The following is a 15942-nucleotide window of genomic DNA, read 5'->3' as shown; positions in this document are numbered from 1 at the left end:
CCGGCGTCAGCGCCGGCGGTATGCTCGGCGGGCGCCGGCCCGGGCGATCGGCGCCGCCGCCCGCACGAGCAGGGCCATCCGCCGCGGGTACGAGACGACCGCCGGCCGGGTCCGCACGCAGCGCATCAGCACCTCGACCGCCCGGTCCACCGTGATCATCATCGGCTTCACCGGCCCCTTGGCCATCTTGGTGTCGACGAAGCCGAACCGCACGGTGCTGACCGCCACCCCGCGCGGGCGCAGGGTCGCCCCCAGTGCGAGCAGGTACGCCGACATGCCCGCCTTCGACGCCGCATAGCCCGGAGCCTGCGGCGTGATGAGCGCGTCGGCGAGGCTGGACAGGCCGACGAGGTGCCCGCCGCCGGCCGCCAGCAGGTGCGGCACGACCACCTCGACCGTCCGGGCGACACCGAGCAGGTTCACCTCGATGGCCCGGGTCTGCGCCCCGAGGTCGTCGAGGTCGAGCAGGTCACCGACCCCGGCGGCGTAGACGCACAGGTCGACGCGGTCCGCCGCGGCCAGCGCCCGGGTCAGTTCCCGCGGGTAGCCGGCGGCGGTGACATCGGCAGCAACGTGTACGTACCGGTCGTGCTCGATCGTGGCGGACCGCCGGGACAGGCCGGTGACCGCCCAGCCCTCGCTGAGCAGTCGCCGGGTCAGCGCCAGTCCGATGCCGTCGGTGTTGCCGATGATGAGCGCGTGTCGCACGGCCCGGAAGCCTACGCGCCGGCGGCGTCAGCGGCTGTCCGAATCCCCCGCGGTGATCGCCGCCCGGCCCGCCTCCAGCCGCGCGACCGGCACCCGGAACGGTGAGCAGGAGACGTAGTCCAGGCCCACCTCGTGGAAGAAGTGCACCGACTCCGGGTCACCGCCGTGCTCGCCGCAGACGCCCAGCTTCAGGTCGGGGCGCACCGCCCGGCCCTCCTCGGCGGCGATCCGGATCAGCCGGCCCACGCCGTCGCGGTCGATCGACTCGAACGGCGAGATGCCGAAGATGCCCAGCTCCAGGTAGCGCCAGAAGAACGCGCCCTCGACGTCGTCGCGGGAGAAGCCCCAGCCCATCTGGGTGAGGTCGTTGGTGCCGAAGGAGAAGAAGTCGGCCGCCTCGGCGATCTGCCCGGCGGTCAGCGCGGCCCGCGGCACCTCGATCATCGTGCCGATCAGCACCCGGACGCCGCTGCCGGCCACGACCTCGGCCACGATCTGCTCGCACTCGCGGCGGACCGTCTCCAGCTCCTGCACGGCGCCGACCAGCGGCACCATGATCTCCGGGTGCGGGTCCAGGCCCTCGCCGGCCAGCTGCACGGCGGCCTCGGTGATCGCCCGGACCTGCATCGCGAACAGGCCGGGAATGACCAGCCCCAGGCGTACGCCGCGCAGGCCCAGCATCGGGTTCTGCTCGTGCATCCGGCGGACGGCGTCGAGCAGCTCGGCGTCCTCGGCGTGGTCCTCGCCGCGTTCCCGGGCCACGGCCACGTTGACCGCGAGCTCCTCCAGCGACGGCAGGAACTCGTGCAGCGGCGGGTCGATCAGCCGTACGGTCACCGGCAGCCCGTCCATCGCCCGGAACAGGTCCACGAAGTCCGCCCGCTGCAACGGCAGCAACGCGGCCAGCGCGTCTGCCCGCTCGCTGGGCGTGGCCGCCAGGATCAGCCGCTCGACCAGCTCGCGCCGGTCGCCGAGGAACATGTGCTCGGTCCGGCACAGGCCGATGCCCTCGGCGCCGAAGCGCCGGGCCCGGGCCGCGTCGTCGGCGGTGTCGGCGTTGGTGCGCACGGCCAGCGTCCGCGCGGCGTCAGCGTGCGAAACGATCTCGTGTACGGCCTCGACCAGCGGATCCTCGGTCTCCTGGGGGGTCAGCGTGCCCTCGAAGTACTGCACGACCTCGGACGGGCGCACCGGCACCGCGCCCAGGTAGACGCAGCCCGTGGTGCCGTCCACCGAGATCACGTCCCCCTCGGCGACCGTCCGGCCGGCCACCGTGAAGCGGTCCGCCGTGATCTCCAGCGAGTCGGCGCCGCAGACGCACGTGCGTCCCATGCCGCGGGCCACCACGGCCGCGTGGCTGGTCTTGCCGCCCCGAGCGGTGAGGATGCCCTGGGCGGCGATCATGCCGGACAGGTCCTCCGGGTTGGTCTCCCGGCGCACCAGGATGACCGGCTCACCGGCGGCGGCCAGCTCGACGGCCCGGGCCGCGCTGAAGACCGCCTTACCGACCGCCGCCCCCGGCGACGCACCGATGCCCTTGGTCAGCGCGACCGGTTCGGACTCCAGGTCGAAGCGCGGGAACATCAGCTGGGCCAGCTGGGCCCCGGAGACCCGGCGCAGCGCCTCGTCCCGGTCGATGATGCCCTCGTTGACCAGCTGGGCGGCGATCCGGAAGGCGGCGCCGGCGGTGCGCTTGCCGACCCGGGTCTGCAGCATCCACAGCTTGCCGCGCTCAATGGTGAATTCGATGTCGCACAGGTCCCGGTAGTGGCCCTCCAGCTTGGCCATGATCTGGAGCAGTTCCTCGTACGAGCGGGGGTCGAGGGTGGCCAGCTCCTGCAGCGGGACGGTGTTGCGGATGCCGGCCACGACGTCCTCACCCTGGGCGTTGGCCAGGTAGTCGCCGTAGATGCCCTGGGCGCCGCTGGCCGGGTCGCGGGTGAACGCCACGCCGGTGCCGGAGTCGGCGCCGAGGTTGCCGAAGACCATCGCGACCACGTTCACGGCCGTGCCCAGGTCCGCCGGAATGCGTTCCTGGCGGCGGTAGAGAACGGCCCGCTCGGCATTCCAGGAACGGAACACGGCGGCCATCGCCAATTCCATCTGTTCCCGCGGATCCTGCGGGAAGTCGTAGCCGGTGTGCTTGGCGAAAATGTATTTGTAGCGATCGACCAGGGCCCGCAGATCAGCGGCGTCCAGATGCAGATCATCGGTGGCTCCGCGGTTGTTCTTGGCCTCGTCCAGGGCCGCGGAGAATTCCTCGCCGGGTACGTCGCAGACCGTTTTCCCGAACATCTGGATCAGCCGGCGGTACGAATCCCAGGCGAACCGGTCGTTGCCGCCGGCCTGAGCCGCGAGCCCGACCACGCTGGCGTCGTTGAGCCCGACGTTGAGCACCGTCTCCATCATGCCGGGCATCGAGAAGGCCGCCCCGGAACGCACCGAGACCAGCAGCGGATCGCCGGGGTCGCCGAGCCGCCGGCCCATCGTGGACTCCAGCGCGGCAAGATGCTCGTCGATCTCCGCGGCCAGCCCGGCGGGGTTGCTGCCGGTCGCCAGGTACGCCTGGCAGGCCCGGGTGGTGATCGTGAATCCGGCCGGCACCGGCAGGCCCAGGCGGGTCATCTCGGCCAGGTTCGCACCCTTGCCGCCGAGCAGCTCCTTGAGCCCCCGATGACCTTCCGCAAAATCGTAGACGTACTTCTCGCCGGCCATTGTCACGACTGCCTCCCCTGAGGTGATGCGTCATCGAACGCCTGCGCTCGAACGTTCGTTAATGGTGTCCGGAGAGTAGGGGGCGCGCCACCGGGCGCCATAGCACCGGTGAGTAATTGCACAAGCACAAGCGCGCTCGGGCGCAGTGAACCGGTTTTTCGCGCAGCCACGAGCACGATCGCGCACGCCGGCTGGGCGGCCGAGCATCGGGGTGTCAGGATCGTCATGCTTGGTCGGCGCCGGAAATGGGCACGTCACAGGTTCGGTACATGAGCTGGCAAGGCTCCGGACAACGGACGAGGACATAGGCGGTCGCAGGCATGACGGAGTCACTCAGGGTCTCGGAGGACGACGGCGCGAAGGAGGCGGACAGCAGCACCGGCACCGAGCTCACCCTCGGTGTCGAGGAGGAGTTGCACGTCGTCGACCTCAAGACCCGGGAGCTCGTGCCCCGGGCCCCGGAGGTGCTCGACCAGCTCGACGAGGCGCATTTCTCGGCCGAGCTGCACCGGTCGGTGGTGGAGACGAACACCCCGGTGGCGGCCACCCTGGACGAGCTGCGCGACGGGATCGTGTCGCTGCGCCGCCGGGCCATCGGTGTCGCCGAGTCGCTCGGCCTCGGCCTGGTCGCCGCGGGCACGGTCCCGCTGGTCGACCTCGACTCCCTGCCGGTCACCCCCACCTCGCGGTACCGCCGGATGCTCGACGAATACCAGATGCTGGCCCGGGAGCAGCTCATCTGCGGCGCCCAGGTGCACGTCGGCATCCCCGACCGCGACGAGGCGGTGTCGATCGCCCAGCGGGTCGCCCCGGCCCTCCCGGTGCTGCTGGGGCTCTCCGCCAGCTCGCCCTACTGGATGGGAGAGGACAGCGGCTACGCCAGCGTCCGCTCACTGGTCTGGCTGCGCTGGCCGACCGCCGGCGACAGCGGCGTGGTGACCTCGGCCGCCGATCACGACGCCCTGGTGGCCGACCTGATCGCCTCGGGCACGATCACCGACCCGAAGATGGTCTACTTCGACGTCCGGCCGTCGGCCCACGTGCCGACCGTGGAGTTGCGGGTCACCGACTCCAGCCCGGACGCCGACACCGTGGTGCTGCTGGCCGGTCTGTTCCGCGGGCTCGTGCTGCGGGCCCGGCAGGACTACCGCGCGGGCCGGCCGATCGAGGTGATCCGGCCACCGCTGCACCGCGCCGCGATGTGGCGGGCCGCCCGGTCCGGCCTGGAGGGCGACCTGCTCGACCTGCCCCGCTCCCCCGTGCCGGTGCCCGCGGCGGTCGCCGTCGAGCGGCTCATCGCCGAGCTGCGGCCCCAGCTGGAGGAGCTCGGCGACTGGGAGCAGGTGTTCGACCTGTCCGTGCAGGCGCTCAGCCGGGGCAGCTCCGCGGCCCGTCAGCGCCGCGCGATGACCCGCCGCGGCCGCATTTCCGACGTGGTCGACCTGGTCATCGCCGACACCCGGGGCGGCGCGACCGGCATCGGCCCGGACGGGCAGACCGTCCCGGCCGGGCTCACCCCGTACGCGGCGGCCGGCGACGAGGCCTTCCCGGACGGCGACGTCATGCCGGACTACCAGGGGATCGTCAACGTGCTCAGCGCGCTCGGCCCGGCCGGGCTGCGCCGCCGCGAGGACGCCAAGGACGACGAGCAGCGCGCCCGCGGCATCACCTTCAGCGTGGCCGGCGAGGCGGCGACCCGGCTTTTCCCGTTCGACCTGGTCCCCCGCCTGGTCCCCGCGGCCGACTGGCGGGAGCTGCGGCTCGGCCTGGTCCAGCGGGTCCGCGCGCTGGACGCGTTCGTCAACGACGTCTACACCGACCGCGTGGTGGTCAAGGACGGCATCGTGCCGGACTGGGTCATCGACGGCTCCCCGGAGCTGCGCCCCAGCGGCGCCCTGGTCAGCCGGCCGGGCGTCCGCGCCCAGGTGGCCGGCGTGGACCTGGTCCGCGACGGCGCGGGCAACTGGTGCGTGCTGGAGGACAACCTGCGGGTGCCCTCCGGCATCGGGTACGCGATGCAGAACCGCCGGCTCACCGAGAGCGTGCTGCCGGAGCTGCCCCGCCCCGACGATCTGCTCAGCATCGAGGAGACCCCGCGATTGCTGCTGCGGGCGCTGCTCGACGCGGCCGGCCCGGCGGCGGGCGACAACCCCGCGGTGGTGGTGCTCAGCCAGGGCCCGGACGACTCGGCCTGGTTCGAGCACCGGATGCTGGCCGAGGAGATGGGCGTACCGCTGGTCCGCAGCACCGAGCTGGTGGTCGACGAGGGCCGGGTGCACCGGGTCCGCAACGGCCGCCAGTATCCGGTCGACGTGATCTACCTGCGGATGGGCGAGGACAGCCTGGTGCACTCGCCCGGCGCGGACGGCATGCCGCTGGGCCCGAGCCTGGTCACCGCCCTGCACGCGGACACCGTGGTGCTGGCCAACGCGCTGGGCAACGGCATCGGCGACGACAAGGCCGTGTACGCGTACGTGCCCCGGCTGATCGAGTACTACCTGGGCGAGAAGCCGCTGCTGGCGGACGTGCCGACGTACCTGTGCGGCATCCCGGAGCAGCGTGAGCAGGTGCTCGGCCGGCTGGAGGAGCTGGTCTGCAAGCCGGTCGACGGCTACGGCGGCGACCGGATCGTGATCGGTCCGCACGCCTCGCCCGAGGACCTGGCCGCGGTCCGCCGGCAGATCCGTACCGCGCCGCACCGCTGGGTCGCCCAGGAGGTCGTCGACCTCTCCACCCATCCGGTCTTCGACGGCCAGCAGCTCGCCCCGCGCCACGTCGACCTGCGCGCGTTCGTGTTCACCGGCAGCCGGTCGGTGGTCGCGCCGGCCGCGCTGACCCGGGTCGCCCCCGCCGGCAGCATGATCGTCAACTCCTCGCGCGGCGGCGGCTCGAAGGACACCTGGTTGTTCGGGTAAAGAGCGTTACGGCTGCGATACACAATCGAAACGGGAGCAGCACACCCTGGTCAATCTTGGGTGCGCCTCCTACTGCCCCCAAGGAGGTTCAGGCCATGTGTGGAATCGGCGGCGAACTGCGGTACGACGCCCAGGCAGCGGACGGCGACGCCGTCCGGCGGATGATGCCGTGCCTGCAGTCCCGCGGGCCCGACGGCGAGGGCCTCTGGCAGCGCGGCCCGATCGCGTTCGGGCACCGCCGGCTCAAGATCATCGACCTCTCCGAGGCCGGCTCCCAGCCGATGACCGACTCCCAGCTCGGCCTCACCCTGGTCTTCAACGGCTGCATCTACAACTACCAGCAGTTGCGCGACGAGCTGCGCGGCTACGGCTACACCTTCGGGTCCACCTCCGACACCGAGGTGATCATCAAGGCGTACCACCGCTGGGGCGCCGACTGCGTGCAGCACTTCCTCGGCATGTTCGCCTTCGCCATCGCCGAGCACGCCACCGGCCGGGTCATGCTGGCCCGGGACCGGCTCGGCATCAAGCCGATGTACCTGGCCGAGACCCCCGGCCGGCTGCGCTTCGCGTCCACCCTGCCGGCCCTGCTGGCCGCCGGCGACGTCGACACCTCCATCGACAAGGTGGCCCTGCAGCACTACATGACCTTCCACTCGGTCGTGCCGGCGCCGCGCACGATGGTCAGCGGCATCCGCAAACTGCCGCCGGCCACGGTGCGGATCATCGAGGCGGACGGCACGTCGGTCGAGCGCGTCTACTGGGCGGCCGACCACACCCGCACGCTGATCAAGTCGCGGGCCGAGTGGGCCGAGGCGATCCACGAGTCGCTGCGCACCGCCGTCGAGCGCCGGATGGTCGCCGACGTGCCGGTCGGCGTGCTGCTCTCCGGCGGGCTCGACTCCAGCTACATCGTGGCGCTGCTGGCCGAGCAGGGCCAGCGCGGGCTGACCACGTTCAGCATCGGCTTCGAGTCGGCGGCCGGCGAGAGCGGCGACGAGTTCGCCTACTCCGACATCATCGCCAAGCAGTTCGACACCACCCACCACCAGATCCGGATCGGCAAGGACCGCTTCCTGCCCGCGGTGGCGCGCACGGTCGCGGCGATGAGCGAGCCCATGGTCAGCCACGACTGCATCGCCTTCAATCTGCTCAGCGAGGACGTCTCGCAGCAGGTCAAGGTCGTGCAGTCGGGGCAGGGCGCGGACGAGATCCTGGCCGGCTACAGCTGGTACCCGCCGCTGGCGGACGTCCCGCGCGCGCAGGCCGTGGACGCGTACGCCCGGGAGTTCTTCGACCGCCCGTACGGTGAGCTGGCCCGCCAGCTCTCCCCCGAGTGGCTGCTCGACACCGACGTCAGCCGTGAGTTCGTCGCGGCGAGCTTCGCCCGGCCCGGGGCCACCACGAGCGTCGACGCGGCGTTGCGGCTGGACTCCCAGGTCATGCTGGTCGACGATCCGGTCAAGCGGGTCGACAACATGACCATGGCCTGGGGGCTGGAGGCGCGGGTGCCGTTCCTCGACCACGAGCTCGTGGAGCTGGCCGCCGCCTGCCCGCCCGAGCTGAAATTGGCCCAGGGCGGCAAGGGCGTGCTCAAGGACGCGGCCCGCGGCGTGGTGCCGGACGAGGTGATCGACCGGACCAAGGGTTACTTCCCGGTTCCCGGGATCCGGCACCTGGAAGGGCCGATGCTGGAGCTGGTCCGCGACGCGTTGCACGCACCGGCGGCCCGGGCGCGCGGACTGTTCCGGCAGGAGTACGTTGACGCGCTACTGGCCGACCCGAACACTGCTCGTACGACGCTCGGGGCGAACCAGTTGTGGCAGCTGGCGCTGCTCGAGATGTGGTTGCAGGACAAGGGGATCTAGCAAACCGAGGGAGGACCCGTATGACCGGTCAGCTGAACCGTGTCGACGTCACCGTACTGCCCGTGGGGTGGCTGAATCGGCAGTCCGGGGACCTCCCTTCGGAAGTGTCAGGCAGCTGGTCAGGGGCGCTCTCGCCCGATGGCCGGCACGCGGCGTACGTCTCCGACCGCAGCGGCTCGCCCAAGGTGTGGGTGCAGCCGGTCGGCAGCGACCTGACCTTCCTCGTGGACACCGGTGAGCACCCCGTCGTCTCGGTGCAGTGGTCCACCGGCGGCGGGTGGCTCGCCTGTCTGATCGCTCCGGGCGGCGCGCCCCGCACCGAGGTGTGGCTGGTCCGCCCGGACGGCTCGGCGCTGCACCAGGTGGCCGGCTTCGGCGCGGACAGCGCCGACAACGTGCGCTGGCTGCCCGGGCGCCCGCTGCTCGCGGTCACCGAAAACCTGGAGACCACCCTGCTGGTGGACGCCGAGCACGGCACCCGCGAGGTCATCACCACCGGCGAGCTGGTGTCGCTGTTCGACGTCTCCCCCGACCGCGGCCGGGCGCTGCTGCGCCACGGTCCGCGCAGCGGCCGCTACATCGTGGTGCGTGACCTGGCGACCGGCGTCGAGGAGTACGTGACCAGCGGCGAGCAGGCCTGCTTCGGCCCCGATGGCGCGGTGTACGCCCGCAGCGACGCCGGCGAGCTCCCGGTGCTGATCCGGGTGGCCGACGGCAAGGCCGAGATCCTGGCGTCGTCGGAGACCGCCGAGGTCGAGTCGTTCGCGCTGACCGCGGACGGCCGGGCGATCGCGGTGCTCTGGAACGTCCGCGGCGGCGAGTCCGAGCTGACCGTGCTGCGCGGTGGCGACACCACGAAGGTCGAGCTGCCCGGGACCGTGGCCTCCGGCATCTCCTGGTGCTTCGACGGCAGCACCCTGGCGTTCACCGCCGAGGGCCCGGGCCGGCCGCACGGCGTGTGGACGTACGACGGCGACCTGCACCCGGTCTCGATCGAGGAGCCGGCGCCGGACGCGGTCCGGCCGGTGCTGCACCGCTTCGCCTCGCACGACGGCCTGGAGATCAGTGGCTGGCTCTTCCGGCCGGCCGGGACCGGCCCGCACCCGACGGTGCTGTGGCTGCACGGCGGCCCGGAGGCGCAGGAACGCCCGGGTCACGGCCCGCTGTTCCAGTCGCTGGTGGACCGGGGCATCGCGGTCTTCGCGCCCAACGTGCGCGGCTCGTCCGGCTTCGGCCGCAGCTTCGTCAACGCCGACAACGGCGCTCTGCGTTACGCCGCGATCGGTGACGTGGCGGCCTGCGTGGGCTACCTGGTCGAGCAGGGCGTGGCGGATCCGGCTCGGGTCGGCTGCATGGGCCGCTCGTACGGCGGTTACCTGACGCTGGCGGCGCTGACGACGTACCCGTCGATGTTCGCCGTGGGCATCGACGTGTGCGGCATGTCGAACTTCGCGACCTTCTACGAGCACACCGAGCCGTGGATCGCCGCGGCGGCGGTGTCGAAGTACGGCGACCCGGTGGCCGACGCGGACCTGCTGCGCGACCTGTCCCCGATCACGCACATCGACAAGCTCAGGACGCCGCTGATGATCGTGCACGGCGAGAACGACAGCAACGTGCCGGTGATCGAGGCCGAGCAGGTGGCGGCGGCCCTGGCCGAGCGCGGTGTCCCGCACAAGTACCTGCTCTTCCCGGGCGAGGGTCACGAGCTGCAACACCGGGCCTCCCGCGCGGAGTATCTGCGGGAGACGGTCGGCTGGCTCACCGCCCATCTCACCCCGGCGCCGGCTCTGCTCGACTGACGCCGCGGAACCACCCGGTCGAGTGGCGTGACGGGTCCCACGTCCCTTTTGTGACCCGGATCGTTGTCGTGCCCCCGCCCTCGGAGAAAGGGTGGGGGCACGCGATCGGATGGAGTTGTTGTCATGCTGGGCGGTGCCCGGGCCTGGGCGGTATGGGCCGTGGGACTGTCGGCCTACGTGGTCGCGGTTCTGCACCGCACGTCCCTCGGCGTCGCCGGGCTGGACGCGCAGGTCCGTTTCGACATCGGCGCCGGCGCGCTGGCCTCGTTCGCCGTCCTGCAACTGCTGGTCTACGCCGGCCTGCAGGTGCCGGTGGGGGTGCTGCTGGACCGGTTCGGTTCGTTGCGGCTGGTGGTCGGCGGCGCCGTCATCATGGCGGCCGGCCAGGCACTGATGGCGTTCTCCGACGGGATCACCGGGGCGGTCGTCGCCCGGGTGCTGGTCGGGGCCGGCGACGCGATGACCTTCATCAGCGTGCTGCGCCTGGTGCCGCAATGGTTCCCCGGGCGGCGGGTGCCCGTGGTGACCCAGCTGACCGGCCTCGTCGGGCAGCTGGGGCAGGTGCTCAGCGCCGTACCGCTGGCGGCCCTGCTGGCCGGTCCGGGCTGGACCACCGCGTTCATCTCGGCGGCCGCCGCCGGGATCTTCGTGGCGGTCGTCGCGCTGGTCGCGCTGCACGACAGCCCGCAGCGCCGGGTCAGCTCGGGTGAGGCGCTCACGCTGCGCCAGCTCGGCAGCGACCTGGCGAGCGCGTGGCGGCATCCGGGCACCCGGCTCGGGTTGTGGACCCACTTCACCACCCAGTTCCCCGGCACGGTCTTCGCGCTGATCTGGGGCTATCCGTTCCTGGTGGCCGGGGAGGGATTGTCGCGGGGCACGGCCAGCGTGCTGCTGACCCTGTTCGTGCTGACCGGGATGGCCGCCGGTCCGGTCGTCGGGGTGCTGGTGCAACGGCATCCGCTGCGCCGCTCGTGGCTGGTGCTGGGCGTGATCGCGGCCAACGCGCTGGGCTGGGGCCTGATCATCGCCTGGCCCGGGCGGGCGCCGCTGGCCGTGCTGGTGGTGCTGGTGCTCGCGCTCGGCCTCGGCGGCCCCGGCTCGATGATCGGCTTCGAGTTCGCCCGCACCTTCAACCCGCCGAACAGGCTCGGCACCGCCACCGGCATCGTCAACGTGGGCGGCTTCGTCGCCTCGCTGGTGTCGATCCTGCTCGTCGGCCTGATCCTGGACGCGCGCACCGGCGGACAGGCCACGTACGGCATCGCGGACTTCAAGATCGCGATGTCGGTGCAGTATGCGATCGGGGCGATCGGCCTGATCGGCATCCTGCGCACCCGCAAGCTGGCCCGACAGCGCCTCGCCGACGAGCAAGGGCTGATCATCCGGCCGCTGCGGGAGGTGCTCGCCGACAAGGGTTGGTTTAGCGGCGAGCGCATCGGTAAACATTGACGTTTTGCCCGCTTACAGCAGTTCGATGCGAGGAGGACATGAGCGAGCACGCACCGGACCGCATCTGGTCCGGCATCGAGATCACCAAAATCATCGCGGGCACACTCGCGGCAGTCACCGCAGCCGTCATCGGCTCCTTCCTGGGAGTAGCCGGCACACTCGCCGGTGCCGCGGTCGCCAGTGTCGTCGGCTCGGTCGGATCGGAGATCTACCAGAGGTCCTTGAAACGGGGCGCCGCACGGCTCAGCACCATCGCGCCCACCTTCATCAAGGCGCCGGCGGCGGTGGGCACCCCTGAGGTCGCCGCGGCGACCGAGGAGGACCTGCCCTCGCACACGGTCCCGGAGCCGGCCCGCAAGCGGCAGGTTCGCTGGGGCCGGGCGGCGATGCTCGCCGCCGCGGTGTTCGTGCTCGCCATGGGTGCGATCTGGATGTCCGAGAAGGCCTTCGGGGAGCCCCTGTCCACCAAGGTCGGCGTCACCGACACCACCGGCACCAGCCTGGGCAACGCCGTCGGCAACAACTCGTCCACCGACCGGCCCGCACCGGGCCCGTCGGTCGCGCCGAGCGAGCAGCCGGCGACGGATGCGACCGGTGACCCGGAGCCCACGGCGACGACGGAGCCGACCGCGACCCCGACGGACACCACGACGGAGCCGACCACGGCCCCGACGACCGGGCCCACGGACACCGGCACGGAGCCGGCCACCCCGGACGGCTCCGGCGAGCAGGACCAGCAGCAACAGCAACAGCCGAACCAGGACGTCGCCCCGGACCAGGGCGCGACCGAGTAGCACCGCGGAGGGCGTCAGTGCACAGCAAAGATCTGCTCATCGAGGCCTTCGACCGGCTTCCCGAGCTCGTACGGTCGGCCGTCGACGGGCTGAGCCCCGAGCAGTTGCGGACGCCCCCGGCCGAGGGGGCCAACACGGTCGCCTGGCTGGTCTGGCACCTCACCCGGATCCAGGACGGCTACCTCGCCGAACTGACCGGCCAGGACCAGATCTGGGTGACCGGCGACCGGGCCGCGCGCTTCGGCCTGCAGCCGGACCCGGACGACAACGGCTACGCCCACACGGCCGCCCAGGTCCTGGCCGTCCGGCCGGAGAGCGCCGCGGTGCTGGTGGAGTACCACCAGGCGGTGCACGAACGCACGCAGTCCTACCTCGCCGGCCTCACGGACGGCGACCTGGACCGGGTGGTGGACGAGTCCTGGGATCCGCCGGTGACGCTGGGCGTGCGCCTGGTGAGCATCCTGAACGACGACACCCAGCACGTGGGCCAGGCGGCCTACGTGCACGGGCTGCTCGAGAACTGACGAACCCCGGCCGTCGGCGCTCCCGCAACTGCGGAGGCGCCGACGGCTTCGTCTACTGGGGAGCGGCGAGCTGGCCCATCGCCTCGGGGGCGTGCAGCTGCGTCCAGGGCTCTCCCGGCCGGCCGGTGACCGTGAGCGCCACCGAGCCCCCGGCGACCCGGACCGGGACGAGACGATCCAGCGCCTCCCCGTCGGTGGTCGCGGCCAGCACCGTACGACCCTCAACGCCGTCCAGCGCGGCCGGCGCTCCGGTGCCCGCGCCGGCGGCAGCACGAATCGCTGCGACAGTGGGCGCGACCTCGGTGCAGGTCCCGTCCGCGTGGGCGACGAGCACCCGGTCCGCCCGGCCGGCCGCCTGCCACGCGAGGAGGTCGAGCAGGGTCGCCCGGTTGCCGCCGGCGAAGTGCTCCCACTGATCGGCGGCGGCCCGCGCCAGCTGATCGCCGTGCCGGCCGACGCTGTGACCGTAGCCGTGCCCCGGCAGGGTGAGATCGGTCCACAGCAGCTGCCGGTCGGCGAGGTCGAGCACCATCGGCAGCAGCATCCGTGCGTCACCACGGAGGTCGAACCGCTGCTCGACCCGGGCGGCATCGAACTGAGCGCCACCGTCGAGCGGCCGCATCAACCCGGCGAAAGCCTCGGTGAGCAGCTCGAACGGCACAGCGTTGTAGCTGAGCACCACCGGCACCGCGTAACGCACGCCCCGCTCGGCGAGCAGCGACAGCCGCAGATCAAGGAACTCGGTGGCCCCCAGCGGGGCAGGCGCCGAGGTGAGATCACCGGAATGCACGGCGGCGTCGTCGGCGAACCGCAGCTCCGTGTAGTCGCAGTGCCCCAGCCGCTGCCAGTCGGCGTCGAAGAACGCACAGGACAGGTCGAGGTCGACCCGGGAGTCCTCGGTGTCCTCCCAGTGCAGGAACAACCGCAGCACCGAGGCGCCGGGCAGCGCGCGGATGCTGCCCCGCGGCCAGCCCGCGAACTGGGCCGAGGCGGCCCGCTCCCGCATCGGCGCGGGCACCCGGGCCAGGGCGGCGTCGATCACCGCCACGTCGAAACGACCGAGGGTCGCGGCCCGGCGGGCCAGCTCATCGTCGACGACGGTACGCACGGCGGCGACCGCTGCGGCGGGCAGGGGTTCGCGGCGCTCGGGCTCCGTCCAGGTCGTGACGGTGCTGCCCCGCGGGAAGAAGACACGCCGCGGCATCCCCGGCCCGGGCCGCCCACCGACGACCCCGGCGGCACCGCCCCCCGGCCCGCCACCGGCTTCCGCCACGCCACCATCAACCGCCGCGCCACCGTCAGAACCGGCGCCACCGTCAGCGCCCGCGCCACCGTCAGGACCGGCGCCACCGTCAGCGCCCGCGCCACCGTCAGGACCGGCGCCACCGTCAGGACCGGCGCCACCGTCGGGGGCCGCGTCCGCGACCGGCGCGGCTTCGCCGAGCGGGCGCGCGGCACCTACCTCCGGGCGTGGTCCGTCGTCTGCGGCGGAGCGGCCGGTGACAGCTCCGAGAGCAGCCCGAAGCGCCCGCCCCAAGCCGTTCCCCAGCCCCTCCCCGGCCGAGGCGGCGGTCGGAGCGGCCGCCGTGGCGGTCGTGTAGGCCGCACCGCGAGCGCGCACCACACCCGCGGCCCGGGCCGCGGCCACCGCCGCCAGCTGCTCCGGCGTCGCCGCCACCGTCTCGTCCCGCCCGTTCAGCTCGGCGGCCGCCGCAGCCAGCACCCCCGGCGACACCCGCCTCGCGCTGTCCCGCAGCACATCCGTCAGCGCCCCGGGCCCATCCGGCCCGGACGCCCGCAGCAGCTGATCCACCCGCCGCCACAGCTCACCCGGGCGTTCGCTGAGCAGCCGCGCCGCCCGGCCGACATCACCCTCGGCGAACGCCTGCTCCACCAGCGCCGCGTGCGAGCGGACGCGGACGGTGACCGTACCGTCGTCATGCCCGGTCAGGACCAGGCGGCGCGGGTCCGCAGCGCAGGCGGCCACGATCGCCGCGCCGAGCGCGGACTCCCGTGCCGTCCGGGTCTCGCGCAGCGCCGCGAACGCCACCGCCGCGCCCGGGTGGGCCGCCACCCGCTCGTACGGGTGCAGCCGCTCCCCGAGCCGCTTCCACACCGCGGCATGCCGCCGCAGATCCTCAGCCGCTGCCCCCGCCCCGCACGCGTCCAGGTGCGTGAGCACCGCCCGGCGCAGCGCCCGCGGCAGGGCCCGCACCCGGGTGACCGGCACCGGCGTGGCCGGCTCGTCCACCGGCCGCCAGGCCTCACCGGGCGCGGACGGCCCGTCGGCCCGCGCGGGCAGGATCAGCCCCGGGTCTCCCCCGGAGTACGCCCACAGCGTGCGCCCCGCATCGGTGGCCGTCTGCCAACGCCGCCGCACCTCGGCCAGCACAGCCGGGTACGCCTCGGTGAGCGCGCTCGCGTGCAGCGCCCACGCCAGGACCAGGGCCAGCGTCTCCCGCGCGGGCACTGTCTCGGGCAGCCAGTCGAGCTCCGTCGGGGCAGTGGCGACCAGCACCGCCAGGTCGGCCCGATCCGCCTCGCCCAGTGCTGCGGGCCGGGCCACGAGTTCGTCGCGCAGCGCGGTCGCAGCGCCGTCCGGGTCCGTTTCGAGGCGCAGCAGCCGTACCTGGATCGGGGGTCCGGCCGGCCGGTGCCCGCGCGGCGCGACCATCGGCAGGTAGGGCGTGCCGGCCGCGGGCCGGCGGCCGCAGATCGGGCAGGCGCTGAACTGCTCGGGCGAGAAGCAGGCCCGGCACACCGGGTGCCCGCACGGGTCCAGCGGCTCGCCGCCCTCGTCGCGGCCGCAGAGCACGCAGGGCGCGCCGGGCACGGCCAGCAGGTGGGTCAGCAGCCGGCGGACGAAGACCGCGTCCGTGTCGCGCGGGGTGTCGGGGAACGAGCGGTACAGCGGGATCATGGTGCGGTCGGCGCCGACCATCTCCTCCACCGTGGCGAGCAGCCAGTCCGCCCACTGCACCCGCAGCGGGTGCGGCAGGCGCGCGGCGGCGGACCGCAGCTCGTGGTGCAGCAGCCAGCCCCGCTCGGCGAGGTCGGCCTCCAAAGCTCGGGCCCAGGCCGCGCCGTCGGTCGTGGCTGGCCCGGCCGCGGAGACCGCGACCTTGGCGGTACGGCGCAGCAGTACGACTGCGAATGCGTCCATGGTC

General features: G+C 73.0%; 9 protein-coding genes. 6 read left to right on the top strand and 3 right to left on the bottom strand.

All coding sequences use genetic code 11. From position 1 onward, the window contains the following. Nucleotides 1-6: 6 nt before the first annotated feature. Together AB0C12_RS28775 and ppdK are read right to left on the bottom strand one after the other, a co-directional pair. Complete coding sequence (locus AB0C12_RS28775) at nucleotides 7-708, bottom strand: SDR family NAD(P)-dependent oxidoreductase (RefSeq protein ID WP_360552958.1); 702 nt, start codon at nucleotides 706-708, stop codon at nucleotides 7-9. A gap of 27 nt (nucleotides 709-735) precedes the next feature. Continuing rightward, on the bottom strand, nucleotides 736-3423 hold the full coding sequence (ppdK, locus tag AB0C12_RS28770; RefSeq protein ID WP_360553354.1) for a pyruvate, phosphate dikinase: 2688 nt from the start codon (nucleotides 3421-3423) through the stop codon (nucleotides 736-738). A gap of 320 nt (nucleotides 3424-3743) precedes the next feature. On the opposite strand from ppdK, the gene AB0C12_RS28765 reads away from it, so the two are divergent. The 6 genes from AB0C12_RS28765 to AB0C12_RS28740 all read left to right on the top strand — a co-directional run bounded on the left by AB0C12_RS28765 (nucleotide 3744) and on the right by AB0C12_RS28740 (nucleotide 12775). Further along, nucleotides 3744-6338: a carboxylate--amine ligase/circularly permuted type 2 ATP-grasp protein gene (locus tag AB0C12_RS28765; RefSeq protein WP_360552957.1), complete on the top strand. Its 2595-nt coding sequence runs from the start codon at nucleotides 3744-3746 to the stop codon at nucleotides 6336-6338. 95 nt (nucleotides 6339-6433) lie between these two features. Next, nucleotides 6434-8206: an N-acetylglutaminylglutamine amidotransferase gene (locus AB0C12_RS28760; RefSeq protein WP_360552956.1), complete on the top strand. Its 1773-nt coding sequence runs from the start codon at nucleotides 6434-6436 to the stop codon at nucleotides 8204-8206. Between the two features lie 104 nt (nucleotides 8207-8310). Beyond that, complete coding sequence (locus tag AB0C12_RS28755; protein WP_360552955.1) at nucleotides 8311-10008, top strand: S9 family peptidase; 1698 nt, start codon at nucleotides 8311-8313, stop codon at nucleotides 10006-10008. Nucleotides 10009-10131: 123 nt separating this feature from the next. Next, complete coding sequence (locus AB0C12_RS28750) at nucleotides 10132-11457, top strand: MFS transporter (protein ID WP_360552954.1); 1326 nt, start codon at nucleotides 10132-10134, stop codon at nucleotides 11455-11457. A gap of 38 nt (nucleotides 11458-11495) precedes the next feature. Then, nucleotides 11496-12251: a hypothetical protein gene (locus AB0C12_RS28745; RefSeq protein ID WP_360552953.1), complete on the top strand. Its 756-nt coding sequence runs from the start codon at nucleotides 11496-11498 to the stop codon at nucleotides 12249-12251. Nucleotides 12252-12268: 17 nt separating this feature from the next. After that, nucleotides 12269-12775: a DinB family protein gene (locus AB0C12_RS28740; RefSeq protein ID WP_360552952.1), complete on the top strand. Its 507-nt coding sequence runs from the start codon at nucleotides 12269-12271 to the stop codon at nucleotides 12773-12775. Between the two features lie 52 nt (nucleotides 12776-12827). Here AB0C12_RS28740 and AB0C12_RS28735 read toward each other — a convergent pair whose 3' ends face one another. After that, nucleotides 12828-15938 carry an MXAN_6230/SCO0854 family RING domain-containing protein gene (locus AB0C12_RS28735; protein ID WP_360552951.1) on the bottom strand — a complete coding sequence of 1037 codons (3111 nt, stop codon included), beginning with the start codon at nucleotides 15936-15938 and terminating at the stop codon, nucleotides 12828-12830. Nucleotides 15939-15942: the final 4 nt, after the last annotated feature.

The organism is Actinoplanes sp. NPDC048967 (genome assembly GCF_040649415.1).
Taxonomy (GTDB): Bacteria; Actinomycetota; Actinomycetes; order Mycobacteriales; family Micromonosporaceae; genus Actinoplanes.
The sequence above is the reverse complement of the archived record's forward strand: the minus strand, read 5'-3'. Positions and strand labels throughout refer to the sequence as shown.